The sequence below is a fragment of the Phocaeicola sp. RTP21359st1_B8_RTP21360_211022 genome, assembly GCF_040911965.1.
GTDB classification, from domain to species: domain Bacteria; phylum Bacteroidota; class Bacteroidia; order Bacteroidales; family Bacteroidaceae; genus Phocaeicola; species Phocaeicola vulgatus.
Map to the genome: position 1 here is coordinate 46,758 of NZ_JBDFXP010000030.1, position 17,469 is coordinate 64,226.

General features: G+C 40.3%; 8 protein-coding genes. All 8 read left to right on the top strand.

Going from position 1 to position 17,469, the window contains the following annotated elements:
- Positions 1-49 precede the first annotated feature (49 nt).
- The 8 genes from AB5062_RS15195 to AB5062_RS15230 all read left to right on the top strand — a co-directional run bounded on the left by AB5062_RS15195 (position 50) and on the right by AB5062_RS15230 (position 16,995).
- Positions 50-3,454 carry a TonB-dependent receptor gene (locus AB5062_RS15195; RefSeq protein WP_229096972.1) on the top strand — a complete coding sequence of 1,135 codons (3,405 nt, stop codon included), beginning with the start codon at positions 50-52 and terminating at the stop codon, positions 3,452-3,454.
- Positions 3,455-3,466: 12 nt separating this feature from the next.
- Entirely contained in the window at positions 3,467-4,948 is a 1,482-nt protein-coding gene (locus AB5062_RS15200; protein ID WP_008670310.1) for a RagB/SusD family nutrient uptake outer membrane protein, read from the top strand.
- A 192-nt stretch (positions 4,949-5,140) separates the two neighbouring features.
- Positions 5,141-7,492, top strand: a complete 2,352-nt coding sequence (locus tag AB5062_RS15205) for a glycosyl hydrolase 115 family protein (protein ID WP_368326964.1) — start codon at positions 5,141-5,143, stop codon at positions 7,490-7,492.
- A gap of 63 nt (positions 7,493-7,555) precedes the next feature.
- A complete protein-coding gene (locus tag AB5062_RS15210; protein WP_217755098.1) occupies positions 7,556-8,944 on the top strand; it encodes a glycoside hydrolase family 28 protein in 1,389 nt (462 codons plus the stop codon).
- A complete protein-coding gene (locus AB5062_RS15215; RefSeq protein WP_368326963.1) occupies positions 8,941-10,848 on the top strand; it encodes a rhamnogalacturonan lyase in 1,908 nt (635 codons plus the stop codon). Before AB5062_RS15210 ends, AB5062_RS15215 begins: the two co-directional genes overlap by 4 nt.
- A 12-nt stretch (positions 10,849-10,860) precedes the next feature.
- Complete coding sequence (locus AB5062_RS15220) at positions 10,861-12,276, top strand: glycoside hydrolase family 105 protein (protein ID WP_005841927.1); 1,416 nt, start codon at positions 10,861-10,863, stop codon at positions 12,274-12,276.
- Between the two features lie 37 nt (positions 12,277-12,313).
- Entirely contained in the window at positions 12,314-12,628 is a 315-nt protein-coding gene (gene rhaM / locus AB5062_RS15225) for an L-rhamnose mutarotase (protein ID WP_005853508.1), read from the top strand.
- A gap of 80 nt (positions 12,629-12,708) precedes the next feature.
- Positions 12,709-16,995 (top strand): two-component regulator propeller domain-containing protein, encoded by a 4,287-nt coding sequence (locus AB5062_RS15230; protein ID WP_117696355.1) that lies wholly within the window; start codon positions 12,709-12,711, stop codon positions 16,993-16,995.
- Positions 16,996-17,469: the final 474 nt, after the last annotated feature.

Consider the following 17,469-nt stretch of genomic DNA (forward strand, 5'->3'; position numbering starts at 1 on the left):
CTTATTTGACGATGAGCAGAAATTGTAAACTTTAAATCGATACAAATTTATGCAAAATTATCTATGTACCCAATTGTTTTGGGTTGTAAAAACACATTGGTTAACCTTAAAAAAAATTCCATTATTTATGCGACTATTTATTATTATGTTTTTATTTGCCGTCGGAGTAATGAGGGCGGCGGATAGCTATTCACAAAATGTGTTGCTTGATATTGAAGTTCAGAACCAAACCATAGAAAAGGTCTTGGGGGAGATTGAAAAACAGTCTGAGTTTACTTTCTTTTATAATGATAAACAGATAAATGTAAATCGTTTGGTATCTGTCACCGTTACAAAGGAAACGATTTTTAAAGTATTGGATAAAATTTTCAAAGATACAGGTATTTCTTATTCAATTCTAGATAAAAGTATTATACTTTCAAATAGAAAAGCAAATATAAATGTTGGGCTTGAAAATAAGAAAATTAATGGAACGGTGTTTGATGCAAAAGGAGAGCCTATTATTGGTGCCAATGTTCGTGTAAAAGGTAGCACTTTGGGGACTATAACGGATTTGGATGGAGTTTTTTCTTTGGATGTTCCGGAAAATGCAATATTGGAAGTTAGTTATATCGGTTATGAAAGTCAGACAGTTCATGTTGCCGACAAGACTCAGTTCTCTTTTATATTGAAAGAGGATACTGAAGTGTTGGAAGATGTCGTTGTGATTGGCTATGGTAGTGTCAAGAAATCTAATCTGACAGGAGCTGTTGCTTCCGTAAAAATGGAAGAAGTTCCACAAACAGCTACTACTGAGGTCTCTAATTTACTGATAGGACGTGTTCCCGGATTGTCTATTCGTCAGAATTCAGCAGCTCCCGATGGCGATTATAAAATGGTTATTCGTGGTTCTGCTTCAACGAATGCAGAAAATATTCCATTGTATGTTATTGATGGTTTTCCTGGAGGGGATATTAATGCGGTTAATCCAAATGATATAGAATCAATTGAGGTTTTGAAGGATGCTAGTTCTACTTCCATTTATGGTGCTCGTGCTGCCAATGGGGTGATTTTGGTTACTACGAAACGTGGAAAACAAGGTAAAGTGAATATTAATTTTAAAGCAAATGCTTCTTTCCAGACTATGGCTAATCCTTATGATATGATGGATGCAAAGGAATATATGCAAATGTCTAATGATTTTTTTATTGAAGATTGGAAGTATAATAATAAGATTTATCCATATGGTAATGTTGATCCTAATACGGTAACTAGTAAACCTAAAATAGCATTTACAGATGACCAGTTAAAGAATGCGCGAAATGTAACCGACTGGTTTGATGAAGTGACCCGTACCGGTATCATTAATAATGAAAGCTTGTCTATTAATGGAGGCTCTGATAATTCTCGTTATTTGCTTTCTTTGGGGCATTTTGGACAAAAAGGAGTTGTATATAATAGTGGTTCCGAAAAATTTATGGGGAGATTAAGTATGGAAGTTGATCTCGCCAAATGGTTGACAACAGGTATGTCTGTTTCAGGGACTCAAATTTCAAATGATAAATTAGTATCGGCTTCTTCTGATAGTCAGGCAGGAGTTATTTCTGATGCATTGTTATATCCTAAATATCTTTCAATCTTTGATGATGAAGGTAAGTATCTGATTAATCCGGATCATCCTAATCATGCCAATCCGGTATCATGGAAAGAAATTACGAATGAAACAATAACTAATCGTTATCTGATAAATAATTTTTGGAATGTAACATTGACAAAGGAGTTGGTATTCAGAATGAGTTGGGGAGTCAATTCAAGCTTTGCCCGTACTAATCAATATTATCCTAAAACAATGTTGACCGGTTATGAGGCTAATTCAAAGGCTTATACGAAAGAGTTACGGAAAAATGATTATTTGTTGGATGCTACTTTGACTTATACAAAAGATTTGTTCAAGGGACATACTTTGAAAGTAATGGCAGGTTATGCCTATCAGAAATTTATAGAAGAATATATTGAGGCCGGTAATTCTGATTTTTTGACTGATGCTTTTGGAGTTAACAATTTGAATGCTGGTGGTGATCTTACAAAGACTGTCGGTAGTTCTAAGACAGTTACTAAGTATTTGTCTTATTTCGGACGTATTAATTATGATATTTCTGATAAATATTTGTTTACATTTACTCTTCGTGCTGATGGTAGTGATCGTTTCGGTAAAGATAATCGTTTTGGTTTCTTCCCATCCGGAGCTTTTGCTTGGCGTGTTATCGAGGAAGAATTTATGAAAAGACAAAGTGTATTGTCTAATTTGAAATTACGTTTAAGTATTGGTCAGACGGGTAATGCAGAAATCGGAGGTAACACTTATGGTTATTATGGAACTGGTTATAACTACGTGTTTGGAAATGCAGTGGTTAATGGGGTGGCAGAAAAGCAACTTGCTAATCGTAAATTAAAATGGGAAACTACAACGGAATGGAATGTGGGGCTTGACTTTGGATTTTTTAATAATCGTTTGACCGGTTCATTTGAATATTTCAATAAAATTGTTAGTGATTTGCTTGATAAACGTAATGTGGGATCTTATTATCCGGTATCTGAAGTAGCTGATAATTTGGGTGAAACACAAAGCTCAGGTGTAGAATTGCAATTAAGTTCCGTAAATATCCGTACTAAAGATTTTCAGTGGAGTACTGATTTGAATTTGTCCAGTTATAAAGATCGTTGGAGAAAGAGAAATCCATATACTATCTTGTCAGTGTATAATACGACAACAGATCCTTTACATGTGAAATGGGGATATGTGAGTGATGGAATTATTCAGATAGGTGAGAATGTCCCCCACATGTCTGATGCAGCACCTGGTAGCATAAAAATAAAAGATTTGAATGGTTGGTTGAAAGATGCTAATGGTGATTATATTTTAGATAAAGATGGGCGCAAGCAGTTATCCGGTGAGTCTGATGGAATGATTGATGATGCTGATAAAGTTATAATTTGCCGTGAAACTCCAGATTTGAGTTTCGGTATTGGCAATACATTAAATTACAAAAACTGGGATTTAAGTTTCTTCTTTTATGGTGAAATAGGCCGTGAACTGTACAATAATACTCGTTCGCAGTTTTTGAAGGCAGAACGTTTCCGTTATAGTGATAATGTCCCGACTGATGCACGAGACCGTTGGTCAAGTACTAATCCTGAAGGTAAGTATCCGTCAGGTTTGTATACTAAGTATTATAATGATACTGATTTTTGGGTGGAACCTGCTGATTTTGTCCGCTTGAAAAATATTACATTGGGATACACTTTTCCTAAAAAAGCTTTTGGGGGTATTTTTAGCAATGCGCGTCTGTTTGTAGATGCTCAAAACTTGTTTTGTATAACCAATTATACGGGAGCGGATCCTGAGACGGATAATAGTTATTCTTCTTATCCTAATCAAAGGACATTCTCATTTGGTATTGATTTAACTTTCTAAATAGTAAAAGTCATGAAAAATAAATTTGTAAAATATATTTTATCTGTAGCTGTCGCAAGTTGTATGACCGGATGTTTCGATCTGGACCATGAAGAATTTTATAATATCGATGCGGATGGTTTCCCAAAATCGGAGGCGGAACTGGATGCATCTATTGTAGGTGTATATAATACATTGGCTGATAGTTATATACAGTCGGGAATGGATAATTGTGGAGCTATTCTGAATATGTTGCCGACTGATGAAATGAATACTTCGTGGGAACATACTTGGAGGCAGCAGGATCGATTCTTATGGACGGCAAATGATTGTACAGCTCCGGAAAATGTTTATTTCAAATATCAAAGAGGGGTAACTAAAGCCACTCGAATCATTGATGCTTTGGAAAAAGCTGATATAGCCGAAGCTAAAAAGAAAAGAGGAATGGCTGAATTGAGAGTACTTAGAGTATTATATATGCAATTGTTGCATTCTTTATTCGGTCCTGTTCCTGTTGTCATAGATCCGAAAGTGGCGAATGATGTTTCTGTAGAGTGGAAACCTTCTCGTCCGACAGAAGATGAGATGCTTTCTTATATGGTAAAGGAAATTGAAGAGTCCTATCGGGATTTGGCTGTTGTCCCATCGGCTGCTGATTGGGGGCATTTTACACAGGGAGCGGCATTGACGTTATTGATGAAGATATATATGGGTGCCAAACAGTTTGACAAAGTCAATCAGGTGGCTGATGAGATTATAGGCTTAGGCACTTATGAATTATTGCCTGATTATAAAGCTGTTTTTGATATAAATAATGAAGGTGTAACTCATAAGGAAGCTATATTTGTAATAGGGCAGACTACTTCAAATGCCAAGTATGCTTGGACATGGTTTGCTTGTGTTATGCCATCGAGTCCATTATATGCGGGAACTTATTTGAAAACGATTTGGGGAGGTTTGAAAATGCCTTGGACTTTTTATGATAAATATGAAGAACAAGACAAACGTTTAGAAACGATAGTTCGGTATTATACGGATACGGATGGGAATAAAGTGGATTATAGACAAGTGGATCATCCCAAAGCGACAGGTGCTGCTCCGATGAAATATTCGGAAGACCCGGAACAGAAAGGTGAAAGGCAGTCCAATGATTTTATTATGTTCCGCTATGCGGACGTTTTATTGGCAAAAGCTGAAGCTATGAATGAGTTGAATGGTCCGTCAGAGGAGGCTATAGAATGGGTTAATCAAATACGTCGTCGGGCAAATGCAACAGAAATAAAACTGGTCGATTTTAATAAGGATACGTTTCGTGATTTTATTTTAGATGAACGGGGACGTGAACTATATTGTGAAGGACATAGACGGGATGATTTAATCAGACATGGAAAATATATAGAATATGCCCGTAAGGATGGGATGGATGCAAAAGATTATCATATTTTATTCCCGATTCCACAAAAAGCCTTGAATGAAAATAGTAATTTAAAACAGAATCCCGGATACGAAAATTGATACTTAATGTGGGGAAGAGAAAATTCTTATATGCTCTTCCCTATATTTTTATAAATTTATTGTAAGTGTAAAAAGCACCGTAAATACGATAAATAATACAGGCTTTATGGACGAATTTCCATATTATTGTATCTTATTCTATGGAATCTAATTCCATTTCGTCTTATTTTTGCAATATTGAAAATAAAAACTATGAAATACAAAAAACTCATTTCTTTTCTAGCTTTCTTTTTAGCTGTTTTGTCAGTATATGGACAGAACCCTTTTATCTTGAAATCAGGTGAACCGGTGACTATTGCCTGTGGTAATTCAGAGGAAGAAGTTGTACATACAGCTTTGAATTTGCTCAATCGTGATGTGGAGTCTGTTTTTTCTACCCGCATAATCGTTACTCCGGAAAGTAAAAAAGGAATGATTATAGTCGGAACCATCGGACAAAGTAATTTGATCGATAAGGCAGGGGTTGATTTGTCTCCTATAAAAAATAAAAAAGAAGCTTTTCTGCTGACCGTTTCTTCCACTGGTAAATTAGTTATAGCCGGCAGTGACAAGCGTGGTACTGCATACGGCGTCATGGAACTTTCACGGTTGATAGGCGTTTCTCCATGGGAGTGGTGGGCAGATGCGACGCCTGCAAAGAAAGAGATTTTTCAACTACCGGCTTCTTATCGGAATGTGCAGTCTCCTTCTGTAGAGTATCGGGGAATTTTTATCAACGATGAGGACTGGGGGCTTACCCCTTGGAGCTGGCAGACATACGAACCAAGTGATGTGAAAGGACAAATCGGTCCGAAAACACATGAGCGGATTTTTGAGTTATTGCTTCGTCTGCGTGCCAATACCTTCTGGCCGGCTATGCATGGCTGTTCTGTACCTTTTTATTTTACACCGGGCAACAAAGAAGTGGCTGATAAGTTTGGTATTTTCATTGGAACTTCTCATTGTGAACCGATGATGCGGAATACCAATGGTGAGTGGAAACGGGATGGAGTGGGAGAGTATGACTATGTTCACAACAGTGCTCATGTCTTGTCTTTTTGGGAGCAACGCGTAAAGGAGGTGGCAGAGTTGGATAATCTGTATACTTTAGGTATGCGTGGCGTACACGATGGTGCGATGAATGGTGCTAAGACCATAGAAGAACAAAAAGCTGTTTTGACCAAGGTATTGAAGGACCAGCGCGATTTGTTGACTAAATATGTAAATAAGGATGTGACCCAGGTGCCTCAAGTCTTTATTCCTTATAAGGAAGTTTTGGATGTATACCATGCCGGGCTGCAAGTGCCCGATGAAGTGACGCTGATGTGGTGTGATGATAATTATGGTTATATCCGTCATTTCCCTACAGCGGAAGAGCGTGCCCGTAAGGGAGGAAACGGAGTGTATTATCACGTGTCCTATTGGGGGCGTCCGCATGATTATCTTTGGTTGGGAACTGCCCATCCTTCCTTGGTATACCAGCAAATGTCTTTGGCATACGAGCGGGGTATACAGAAAATGTGGATATTGAATGTCGGAGATATTAAACCGGCTGAATATCAGGTAGAACTTTTCCTGGATATGGCATGGAACTTGGAAGCGGTGAAGCAGCAGGGGGTTGCTGCCCATCAACGTCATTTCCTGGAGCGTGAGTTTGGAAAAAATAGGGCTGACCGGTTACAGCCCGTCATGCAGGAAGCTTATCGTTTGGCTTATATCCGTAAGCCGGAATTTATGGGGAATACCCGCACGGAAGAGAAGGATCCTAAGTTTAAAGTGATCAGTGATTTGCCTTGGTGTGAGCAGGAAATCAATGAACGTCTGGCCGCATACAGACAATTGTCAGATAAGGTGGAGCAGGAATGGCATGCGCTTCCTGCACAGAAAAAAGAAACTTATTTTCAGTTGGTGAAGTATCCTGTTCAGGCGGCTGCTCAAATGAATAACAAATTGCTGACAGCCCAGTTGGCGCGTCATGGAAAGGCTGATTGGGCGGATAGTGACAGGGCGTATGACAGTATAGTTTCATTGACAAAAACCTATAACACAACAAAATGGAACCGTATGATGGATTTCCAACCACGCAGACTTCTGGTTTTCAACCGGGTGGAAAGAAAAGCACTATCGTCCGGGCTGCTTGAAAAACCTCAGGCAGTTTATACATGGAATGGCGCTGATTGTGTTGAAGGGGCATCGGTTATTTGTGAAGGGCTGGGCTATGAAGGAAAGGCGGTAGCGGTGGAGAAAAAGAAAGAACTGACTTTTGAATTTGCTGCATGGGAAACGGATTCTGTCGAGGTGGAAGTACGGTTGTTGCCTAATCATCCGGTAGAAGGAGAACGGTTGCGTTTTACCATTTCTTTGGATGGAAGTGCCACGGAGGCTGTTTCGTATGAAACTAAAGGACGCAGTGAAGAATGGAAGGAGAATGTTTTGTGTAATCAGGCTGTTCGCCGGATGATTCTTCCTGTTGCACGGAAAGCTTCCCATCGTTTAATTTTTACCGCATTGGATGAAGGTGTGGTATTGGATCAGATATGCCTTTATATGCCTCGGATAAAATAGGGTGAACAAAGATATTCAGGATATTTGTGCATACAGAAATTACAATGAAAAACAACTGATAAAATGAAGAAGACTTTTTTAAAATCCTTGGCTGGTATTGCGGCCGTAGCTTTTGCCGTATCATGTACGGCACCGGCTCCAAAGTATAAAACGGTAGTTGTCGATGCTCCTTTTGCTATGGAACCCATCAAAGAATGTGTTTTTCCCGAACAAGATTTTTCCATTGTGGATTATGGTGCGGTGAAAGGTGGGGAAACAGTGAATACGGAAGCTATCGCCAAAGCCATAGCAGCTTGTAATAAGGCCGGAGGAGGTCGTGTGGTTGTTCCTGAAGGGGAATGGCTGACAGGACCTGTTCATTTTAAAAGTAATGTAAATCTTCATTTGGAAGAAAATGCCATATTACGCTTTACAGATAATCCCTCTGATTATCTGCCTGCTGTGATGACTTCATGGGAAGGTATGGAATGTTATAACTATTCTCCGTTGCTGTATGCTATGGATTGTGAGAATATTGCTATTACCGGAAAAGGGACACTGGCTCCTATCATGGATACTTGGAAAATCTGGTTCAAACGTCCTAAACCTCACATGGATGCTTTGAAAGAGTTATATACGATGGCTTCTACCGATGTACCTGTAGAACAGCGTCAGATGGCAAAAGGAGAAAACCATCTTCGTCCTCATCTGATTCATTTCAACCGGTGTAAAAATGTGTTGCTGGATGAATTCAAGATTCGCCAGAGTCCTTTTTGGACGATACATCTTTATATGTGTGATGGTGGTATCGTACGTAATTTGGATGTAAAGGCTCATGGTCATAATAATGATGGAATTGACTTGGAAATGAGCCGTAACTTCCTGATAGAGAACTGTGTGTTCGATCAGGGAGATGATGCTGTGGTTATAAAGGCAGGGCGTAACCAGGATGCATGGCGTCTGAATACTCCTTGTGAGAATATTGTGATACGCCATTGTGATATCTTGAAAGGACATACGTTACTGGGAATCGGTAGTGAAATGTCTGGTGGTGTACGGAATGTGTACATACACAATTGTACGGCTCCCGATTCTGTATTCCGTCTTTTCTTTGCCAAAACCAATCATCGTCGTGGTGGATTTATTGAAAATATCTGGATGAAAAATGTGAAGGCGGGAAAGATGCAACGTGTACTCGAAGTGGATACGGATGTGCTTTACCAGTGGCGTGATTTGGTACCTACCTATCAGGATAGCATTACATTCATCAACGGACTTTATATGGATAGTGTGACTTGCGACCGTACCGAGGCTGTTTATGATTTGAAAGGCGATGCCCGCCTTCCTATCAAAAACGTGGAAATAAGGAATGTGACTGTGGGGGAAGTGACAAAGTTTGTGAAGAATGTGGTAAATGCGGAGAATGTGGTGGAGGAAAATATAATTTACAAGGAGAAACAAGATAAACAATGAAAACACAAAAAAAACTATGGAGTGCTTTAGCAGCTCTGTGTGTGGCAACCGGTACGGTTGCCCAACCGGCCTACAATTATTCCAAACTGCAAAAAGAGCAGTTGGGGCGTGGCGTTGTGGCCATTCGTGAAAATCCATTGGACGTAGTGGTGTCGTGGCGTTACCTGTCTTCCGATCCGATCAATACTTCTTTCAATGTATATAGAAATGGAGAGAAAATAGCGGAAGTCCCCCATTCTACAGGTACTTTTTACCGGGATACTTACTCAGGTAATGAAAAAGCGGTATATACTGTAAAACCGGTGATAAATGGGGTTGAAACAGGTAAGTTGAATGGAAATTATACTTTGCCGGCTAATGCTCCGTCAGGTTATATCGATATTCCTCTGGACAGACCGGCGGAAGGTGTGACTCCTTCGGGACAAAAATACACCTATAGTCCTAATGACGCATCTATAGGTGATGTGGACGGCGACGGTGAATATGAAATTATCTTGAAGTGGGACCCCTCCAATGCACATGATAATGCACATGACGGTTATACAGGAAATGTTTATTTTGACTGTTATCGCCTGACCGGAGAAAAACTATGGCGTATTGACTTGGGGCATAATGTCCGCGCCGGAGCACACTATACCCAGTTTATGGTGTTTGATTTGGATGGAGATGGTAAAGCAGAAGTAGTCATGAAGACTTCTGATGGAACAAAGGATGGAAAAGGAAAGATAATAGGTGATGCCAAGGCTGATTACCGTGAACCGGGTATCACAGACGGAAATTCCCACGGAAATACACCTCGTAACCAGGGACGTATTCTGACCGGTAACGAATACTTGACCGTATTCAACGGACTGACAGGAGAAGCGATGAAAACAATAGATTATGTTCCGGCTCGTGGTAAGCTGACCGACTGGGGAGACAACCGTGCCAACCGCAGTGACCGTTTCCTGGCTTGTGTGGCTTATCTGGATGGAGTACATCCCAGTGTGGTGATGTGCCGCGGATATTATACCCGCACTGTGCTGGCGGCATTCGACTGGGATGGTAAGAACTTGAAACAACATTGGGTGTTCGACAGCAATAATCCGGGGTGTGGAGACTATGCCGGGCAGGGGAACCATAATCTTCGCGTAGGCGATGTGGACGGTGACGGATGTGATGAAATAATGTATGGTTCTTGTGCCATTGATCATGATGGAAAAGGATTGTATTCTACCCGTATGGGGCATGGAGACGCTATGCATCTGACACAATTTGCTCCCAGATTAAAAGGCTTGCAGGTTTGGGATTGTCATGAAAATAAGAAAGATGGTTCCACTTTCCGTAATGCGGCTACGGGTGAAGTGCTGTTTCAGGTGAAAAGTAGTATAGATGTAGGCCGGTGTATGGCTGCTGATGTTGATCCGCGCAATCCGGGAGTGGAGATGTGGTCATCCGATTCAAAAGGAGTACGTAATATAAAAGGTGAAGTGATTCGTCCTGACCTCAAGAGCTTTTCAGTCAATATGGCTGTATGGTGGGATGGAGATTTGCTTCGTGAGTTGCTGGATAAAAACAGGATAACCAAGTATGATTGGGAAGACGATGTATGTCGTCCGTTAATGATATTTGATGGAACGGATTCAAATAATGGTACGAAGTCCCATCCTTGTTTGCAGGGAGATATAATAGGTGATTGGCGTGAGGAGGTGCTGCTCCGTACGGAAGATAATTCGGCACTTCGTCTGTATGTGTCGCGGATACCGACTGAATACCGTTTTCATACTTTCTTGGAAGATCCGGTGTATCGTATCAGTATCGCTACTCAAAATGTGGCATACAACCAGCCTACCCAGCCTGGTTTTTATTTCGGACCGGACTTGAAAGAGGGGATATTTAGAGGTTATGAATTTAAAAATAAATAAAGACTATATACCATGAATCTGAAAACATTAAGCATGATGGGCGCTCTGTTGCTGCTGGCTGGAACGGGTGCGAATGCGCAAAAGAAGAAAGAAGTACTGAATGATTCGAATACGCCGTTACATTTGTTGCAACCTGCATACAAAGTGCCTTACGGTATGCTCACTACAGAGGAGATAAAGGCCGATATGGATCGTGTCCTTCGTTATTTGGAAAAGAATACTCCGACTCGTGTCGTTGATAAGAATACAGGTAAGGTTATTACGGATTATGCCAATATGACGGCTGATGCACAGCTGGAACGAGGTGCTTTCCGTTTGGCAAGTTATGAATGGGGGGTGACTTATTCAGCTATGTTGGCTGCTGCTGAGGCTACGGGGGATCAGGCTTATTATAAATATGTAACAGATCGTTTTCAGTTTCTGGCCGAGGTTGCTCCGCACTTCCGTAAGGTATTGGAAAAGTATGGAACTGTAGATCCGCAGATGAAACAAATTCTGACTCCTCATGCATTGGATGATGCCGGGGCGGTGTGTGCGGCTATGGTCAAGGTGCAGATGAAGGAAAATTCACCGGAACTTAAGCCGTTGATTGATAATTATATGGATTTTATTGTGAATAAGGAGTATCGTCTTGCTGATGGAACATTTGCCCGTACCCGTCCACAACATAATACGCTGTGGTTGGACGATATGTTTATGGGTATTCCGCCGGTAGCTTGGTATTCATGTATTGCCGGTGATAAAAAGCAAATGTATTTGAGCGAAGCTGTACGTCAGATATTTCAATTTGCGGACCGTATGTGGGTACCCGGGAAAAACCTTTTCCGTCATGGATGGGTGGAAGGTATGCAGGATCATCCTGCTTTCCATTGGGGACGTGCCAATGGTTGGGCGTTGTTGACTATGTGTGAGGTCTTGGATGTGTTGCCGGAGGATTATCCTCAGCGCGATAAAATACTGGAGCTGTTCCGTGCTCATGTACGTGGTCTTGCTGCCTGCCAGAGTGGTGAAGGTTTCTGGCATCAGTTGCTGGATCGTAACGATTCTTATCTGGAAACCTCGGCCACGGCTATTTATGTATATTGCTTTGCCCATGCTATCAATAAAGGATGGATTGACGCTATGGCATACGGTCCGGTGGCACAGTTGGGATGGCATGCCGTTACCACCCAAATCAATGCGGAAGGTCAGGTGGACGGAACTTGTGTAGGTACAGGTATGGCTTTTGATCCGGCTTTTTATTATTATCGTCCGGTCAATGTGTATGCTGCCCACGGCTATGGACCGGTACTTTGGGCGGGTGCTGAGATGATTAATTTGCTGAACAAGCAGCATCCTAAAATGAATGATAGTGCCGTGCAATATTACCGTACGGAACAAAAGACTTCCGAACCAATTTTCCATGTAATGGATGGAGAAACTAAATAAGTAAAAACAAGGACTTTATAAAAAGGAGGAAAATACCATGAAACGTGAAGCTTTTAAAATGTTCTTGAAGCCGGGCTTCGAGAAAGAGTATGAGAAGAGACATGCAGCCATTTGGCCGGAATTAAAAAAAATGTTGTCCGATGGAGGAGTATATGATTACTCCATTTATTGGGACAAGGATACAAATATTCTGTTTGCTTGTCAGAAAACTAAAGGAGAGGAGTCTTCGCAAGATATGGGAGCCAATCCTATCGTGCAGAAATGGTGGGACTATATGGCGGATATCATGGAAGTGAATCCGGATAACTCTCCGGTTACTATTCCGCTGCCCGAGGTCTTCCATATGGATTAAAATAAAAAAGAGTGTATCGATTCATTCTGATACACTCTTTTTTTATACCTTTGCAAGACAAAAACACTGTGATAAATGATATGAAAAAACACATCTATGCTCTATGGGCATTCTTTATTCTTTTCAGTCAGAGTATTGCCGCATCAGTCGAGGTGCGTTCTACTCATATGACTACGGGAGATGGGGTCGCCAATAACTCAATTCGGTATATATATCAGGATAGCAAAGGTTTTATTTGGATGGGAACGCTGAATGGACTTAGTCGTTATGACGGGAATTCGTTTGTGACTTATCGTCCTGAGGGTGGAAATAAAATTTCGTTGATAGACCATCGGATTCGCGATTTGGAAGAAGATAAAAATGGTTTCTTATGGATTGCGACTTCTGCCGAGTTGTTTAGTTGTTATGATCTGAAGAAAGATTGTTTTGTTGATTTTACCGGTTGTGGGGAATATGAGCAACTGTATAGTTACAAGATGACTGACCGTGAAGGTAATGTTTGGTTGTGGCAGGATGGAAACGGGTGTCGTAAAGTGACTTATATGAATGGTGAATTTACATCTGTGGTTTTCAAGAAAGAAAATAACAATCTCCCTTCTAATAATATTACTTATATATCTGAGGATGAGCAAGGAAGAATATGGATTGGTAGCCATGACGGTATAGCTCAAGTGGTAGGGAACAAGGCAGTATTGGTGGAAGAAAATCATGATGCCTTCAAGATGATGTCTTTTGGTAAAGATGTTTTTTTTCTTTCGGGAACAGGAACAATTTCGTTGAAGAGAGAAGGAGAGGATAGCCGTATTGTTACCCGTTTAGGTGAAGGTAGTAAAGTATATAGTACCATGCGCTTGCAAAACGATTGGATCGTTTTTACGGAAGATGGCAGTTATGTCTTTAATTTGAGAACTCATCAGGTGAGCCGGGATACGGAACTGAATATAGCAAGAGGACAAGTTCAGATTGACAACCGGGGGAATTTCTGGATTTATAATCATACAGGTAAGGTATGGTATGTCAACGCCAAGACCAGATTTGTCAAGTCTTTCCAACTGATTCCGGCTGATAAAGTAAATTATATAGATGAGGAACGTTACCACATCGTTCATGATTCTCGTGATATTGTTTGGATTTCCACTTATGGTAACGGTTTGTTTGCTTATGATTTGGCAACTGATGAATTGCAGCATTTCGAATCCAATATTAATGGATTCAGTCATATCACTTCAAATTTCTTGCAATATATTATGGAGGATCGAGCCGGTGGTATTTGGGTCAGTTCGGAATATACGGGTATTTCTCGTCTTTCGGTCTTGAATGAAGGAGCTGAGCGTGTTTTTCCTGAAGATGAAACTTTATCAGACCGTTCAAATACCGTGCGTATGATCAACCGTATGCCTGATGATAAGATTTGGCTGGGTACCCGTCGTGGAGGATTGTATATTTATGACCCTCATTTGAAAACGATAGAGAGCAGTCGTTATTTTGATTCTAACATTTATGCTGTTGAGGAAGGGGCTGATGGTAGTATTTGGTTGGGTAGCCGTGGAAACGGATTGAGTATTGACGGAAAATGGTACACTTATCACTCGGATGATCCTCTGTCTATTGGGAATAATAATATTTTTACTCTTTACCGGGATCGGAAGAATAGAATGTGGATAGGTACTTTTGGCGGTGGATTGAATTTGGCGGTGAAGGAAAAGGATAAGTATGTATTCAAGCGGTTTTTGAACAATTTTTATAGCCAGCGCCAGATTCGTGTGATACAGGAAGACAATAATGGATGGATATGGGTGGGCACCAGTGCCGGAGTTTACATATTTAATCCTGATTCGTTAATGAATGACCCGGATAACTATATTACTTATAATTATAATAACGGTAAGTTACGTAGTAATGAAATAAAATGTATCCATCAAGATAGTAAAGGCCGGATATGGGTAGGTACTTCAGGAAAAGGCTTCAGTATGTGTATGCCAGAAGGTGATTACAGAAACTTGACTTTTGAGCATTATGATGGAAGTAACGGACTGGTAAACAGTATGGTGCAATCTATTGTTGAAGACAGGGAAGGCAAACTTTGGGTTGCGACGGAATATGGTATTTCTCGTTTTGATCCGGATACACATGCCTTTGAAAATTTCTTTTTCTCGGCATATGCGTTGGGGAATGTCTATAGTGAGAACAGTGGTTGTGTGAGTAAGGATGGCAAACTGATGTTTGGTTCTAATTATGGATTGGTTGTTATCACTCCCGGCAAAATTGTGAATAATTCCACTGTAACTCCTATGGCAGCTTTTACCAATCTTCGAATTAATGGTATTGCCATGCGCCCGGGCGATGTGGATTCTCCGTTAGACCGTTCGTTGATTTATACAGATGAAATCGAGTTGAAATATTTTCAAAATTCTTTTGTCATAGATTTCTCTACATTTGATTATTCCGGAACGAATAGTACTAAATATACGTATCGGTTGGATAATTATGATAAAGAGTGGAGTATACCGTCTTCGTTGAATTTTGCAGCTTATAAGAACCTGGCACCCGGTACTTATAAATTGCGGGTGAAAGCTTGCAATGGGGTCGGTGTGTGGGGAGATAAAGAAACGGTTTTGAAGATTATTGTTGTTCCTCCTTTTTGGAAAACTACTTGGGCTTTCTTTATTTATGCTATTTTGATAGGGGTGGCGCTATATATCACTTTCAGACTGATGCGTGACTTTAATACTTTGCGTAATCGTATACAGGTGGAGAAACAGCTGACAGAGTATAAATTAGTTTTTTTCACGAATATCTCTCATGAGTTCCGTACTCCCTTGACTTTGATACAAGGAGCATTGGAAAAGATGCAGCGTGGTGGTAAAATCCCTAAAGAAATGGCTTATTCATTGAAGGTCATGGATAAAAGCACTCAGCGTATGTTGCGTCTTATCAATCAGTTGCTGGAATTCCGTAAGATGCAGAATAATAAACTGGCCCTTTCTTTGGAGGAAACGGATGTTATGGCTTTCTTGTATGAAATCTTCTTGAGTTTCAATGATGCTGCTGAGTCTAAGAATATGGATTTCAAGTTCTTGCCATCTGTAGCTTCTTATAAGATGTTTATCGATAAGGGTTATTTGGACAAAGTGACTTATAATTTGTTGTCTAATGCTTTCAAATATACACCCAGCGGTGGAAAAGTGACTTTTTCCGTGACGGTGGATGAAACAAAGAAACAGTTGGTCATATCGGTAGCCGATTCCGGTGTAGGCATTCCTAAAGAGAAACGTAATGAGTTATTTAAGCGTTTTATGCAAAGTAGCTTTTCGGGTAGTAGTGTCGGAGTCGGCCTGCATTTGACACATGAACTGGTGTGTGTACATAAAGGTACGATAGTATATACTGAAAATGAAGGTGGTGGGTCTATATTTACGGTCAGTTTGCCTACTGATATTTCTGTTTATGAGGAAAAAGATTTTCTGATTCCCCATAATGTGTTGTTGGAAGAGGAGGAAGTACATCATGCAGCTGTTCTTGCAGAAGAAATATCGGCGCAAGAAGGGGGCGTGGAACTTCCATCTGCACCACTTAATAAGCGTAAAGTACTTATTATAGAAGATGATAACGATGTACGTGAGTTTTTGAAAGAAGAAGTGGGACAATATTTTGAAGTTGTGGCCGAGGCGGATGGTCCGTCTGGATTGGAACGTGCACGTACGTATGATGCTGATTTGATAATCTGTGATGTGCTGATGCCGGGGATGACAGGATTTGAGGTAACCCGAAAATTGAAGAATGATTTTGATACAAGTCATATACCTATTATTTTATTGACAGCTATGAGTTCTGCCGAAAGTCATTTGGAAGGCGTGGAAAGTGGTGCGGATGCATATATTACTAAGCCTTTTAGCCCGAAACTACTGTTGGCACGCGCTTTCAAACTAATAGAGCAACGTGAGAAATTACGTGAGAAATTTTCGAATGATCCGAATATGGTACGACCGGCTATTTGTACCTCTGATAAGGATAAAGAATTTGCTGACAGATTACAGATGGTTATGGATCAACAGATTGGTAATGCTCAGTTTACGATTGATGAGTTTGCTTCGATGATGGGATTGGGACGAACCGTTTTTTATCGTAAGGTACGTGGGGTGACGGGATATTCACCCAATGAATATATCCGGATTATTCGTATGAAGAAAGCGGCGGAACTGTTGTTGGAAAATCGTTATACGGTAGCCGAAGTTTCTTATAAAGTAGGTATTAATGATCCGTTCTATTTTAGTAAATGTTTTAAGCAACAATTCGGTGTGGCACCTTCTGTTTATTTACGTGGAAAGGAAGAGTCCGGGATACAGGAAACAGAAAATAAGGAATGATGAAAACAAGATTTTAAATAAGAAGGTCAATCGAGAATGATATAGAATCGGTTGACCTTTTTGTTTTAATAGACTATATATTTAGTATGGTTTGAGACTGATTTTTGTCAGTACTTTGCGACTTACAATATAGAGTATCCATGTACAAGCAGAAGCGGTGAGTAATGCTGCTATTTGTCGAGTGGTATCAGATATATCTAGAGGCAGAGACGCTCCGAGCCACCAACCTGCCAAGGCTGCGGTAACAGTAAGTAAGGCCATAATGATGCTTACTCCTAAAATGAACATTATTCTTTTCATAAATGGTTTAAGTTTGATTCAATATTAAATATAAATGCTATTTCAAGTCTGTTTGTTCATGATTATATAAAAAATCGTGGTAAAGGGGATGTAAATTAAAAAGGAGGTGTGTCGTAATGCACGATGCACCTCTTTTTTTGTTCATCACTATACAAATCTGTTCACTTTCTTTAA

What these genes read in the sequence shown, in the direction of transcription:
- AB5062_RS15195 (WP_229096972.1), top strand. Translation starts at nt 50, where the DNA reads ATGCAAAATTATCTATGTACCCAATTGTTTTGGGTTGTAAAAACACAT.
- AB5062_RS15200 (WP_008670310.1), top strand. Translation starts at nt 3,467, where the DNA reads ATGAAAAATAAATTTGTAAAATATATTTTATCTGTAGCTGTCGCAAGT.
- AB5062_RS15205 (WP_368326964.1), top strand. Translation starts at nt 5,141, where the DNA reads ATGAAATACAAAAAACTCATTTCTTTTCTAGCTTTCTTTTTAGCTGTT.
- AB5062_RS15210 (WP_217755098.1), top strand. Translation starts at nt 7,556, where the DNA reads ATGAAGAAGACTTTTTTAAAATCCTTGGCTGGTATTGCGGCCGTAGCT.
- AB5062_RS15215 (WP_368326963.1), top strand. Translation starts at nt 8,941, where the DNA reads ATGAAAACACAAAAAAAACTATGGAGTGCTTTAGCAGCTCTGTGTGTG.
- AB5062_RS15220 (WP_005841927.1), top strand. Translation starts at nt 10,861, where the DNA reads ATGAATCTGAAAACATTAAGCATGATGGGCGCTCTGTTGCTGCTGGCT.
- rhaM (WP_005853508.1), top strand. Translation starts at nt 12,314, where the DNA reads ATGAAACGTGAAGCTTTTAAAATGTTCTTGAAGCCGGGCTTCGAGAAA.
- AB5062_RS15230 (WP_117696355.1), top strand. Translation starts at nt 12,709, where the DNA reads ATGAAAAAACACATCTATGCTCTATGGGCATTCTTTATTCTTTTCAGT.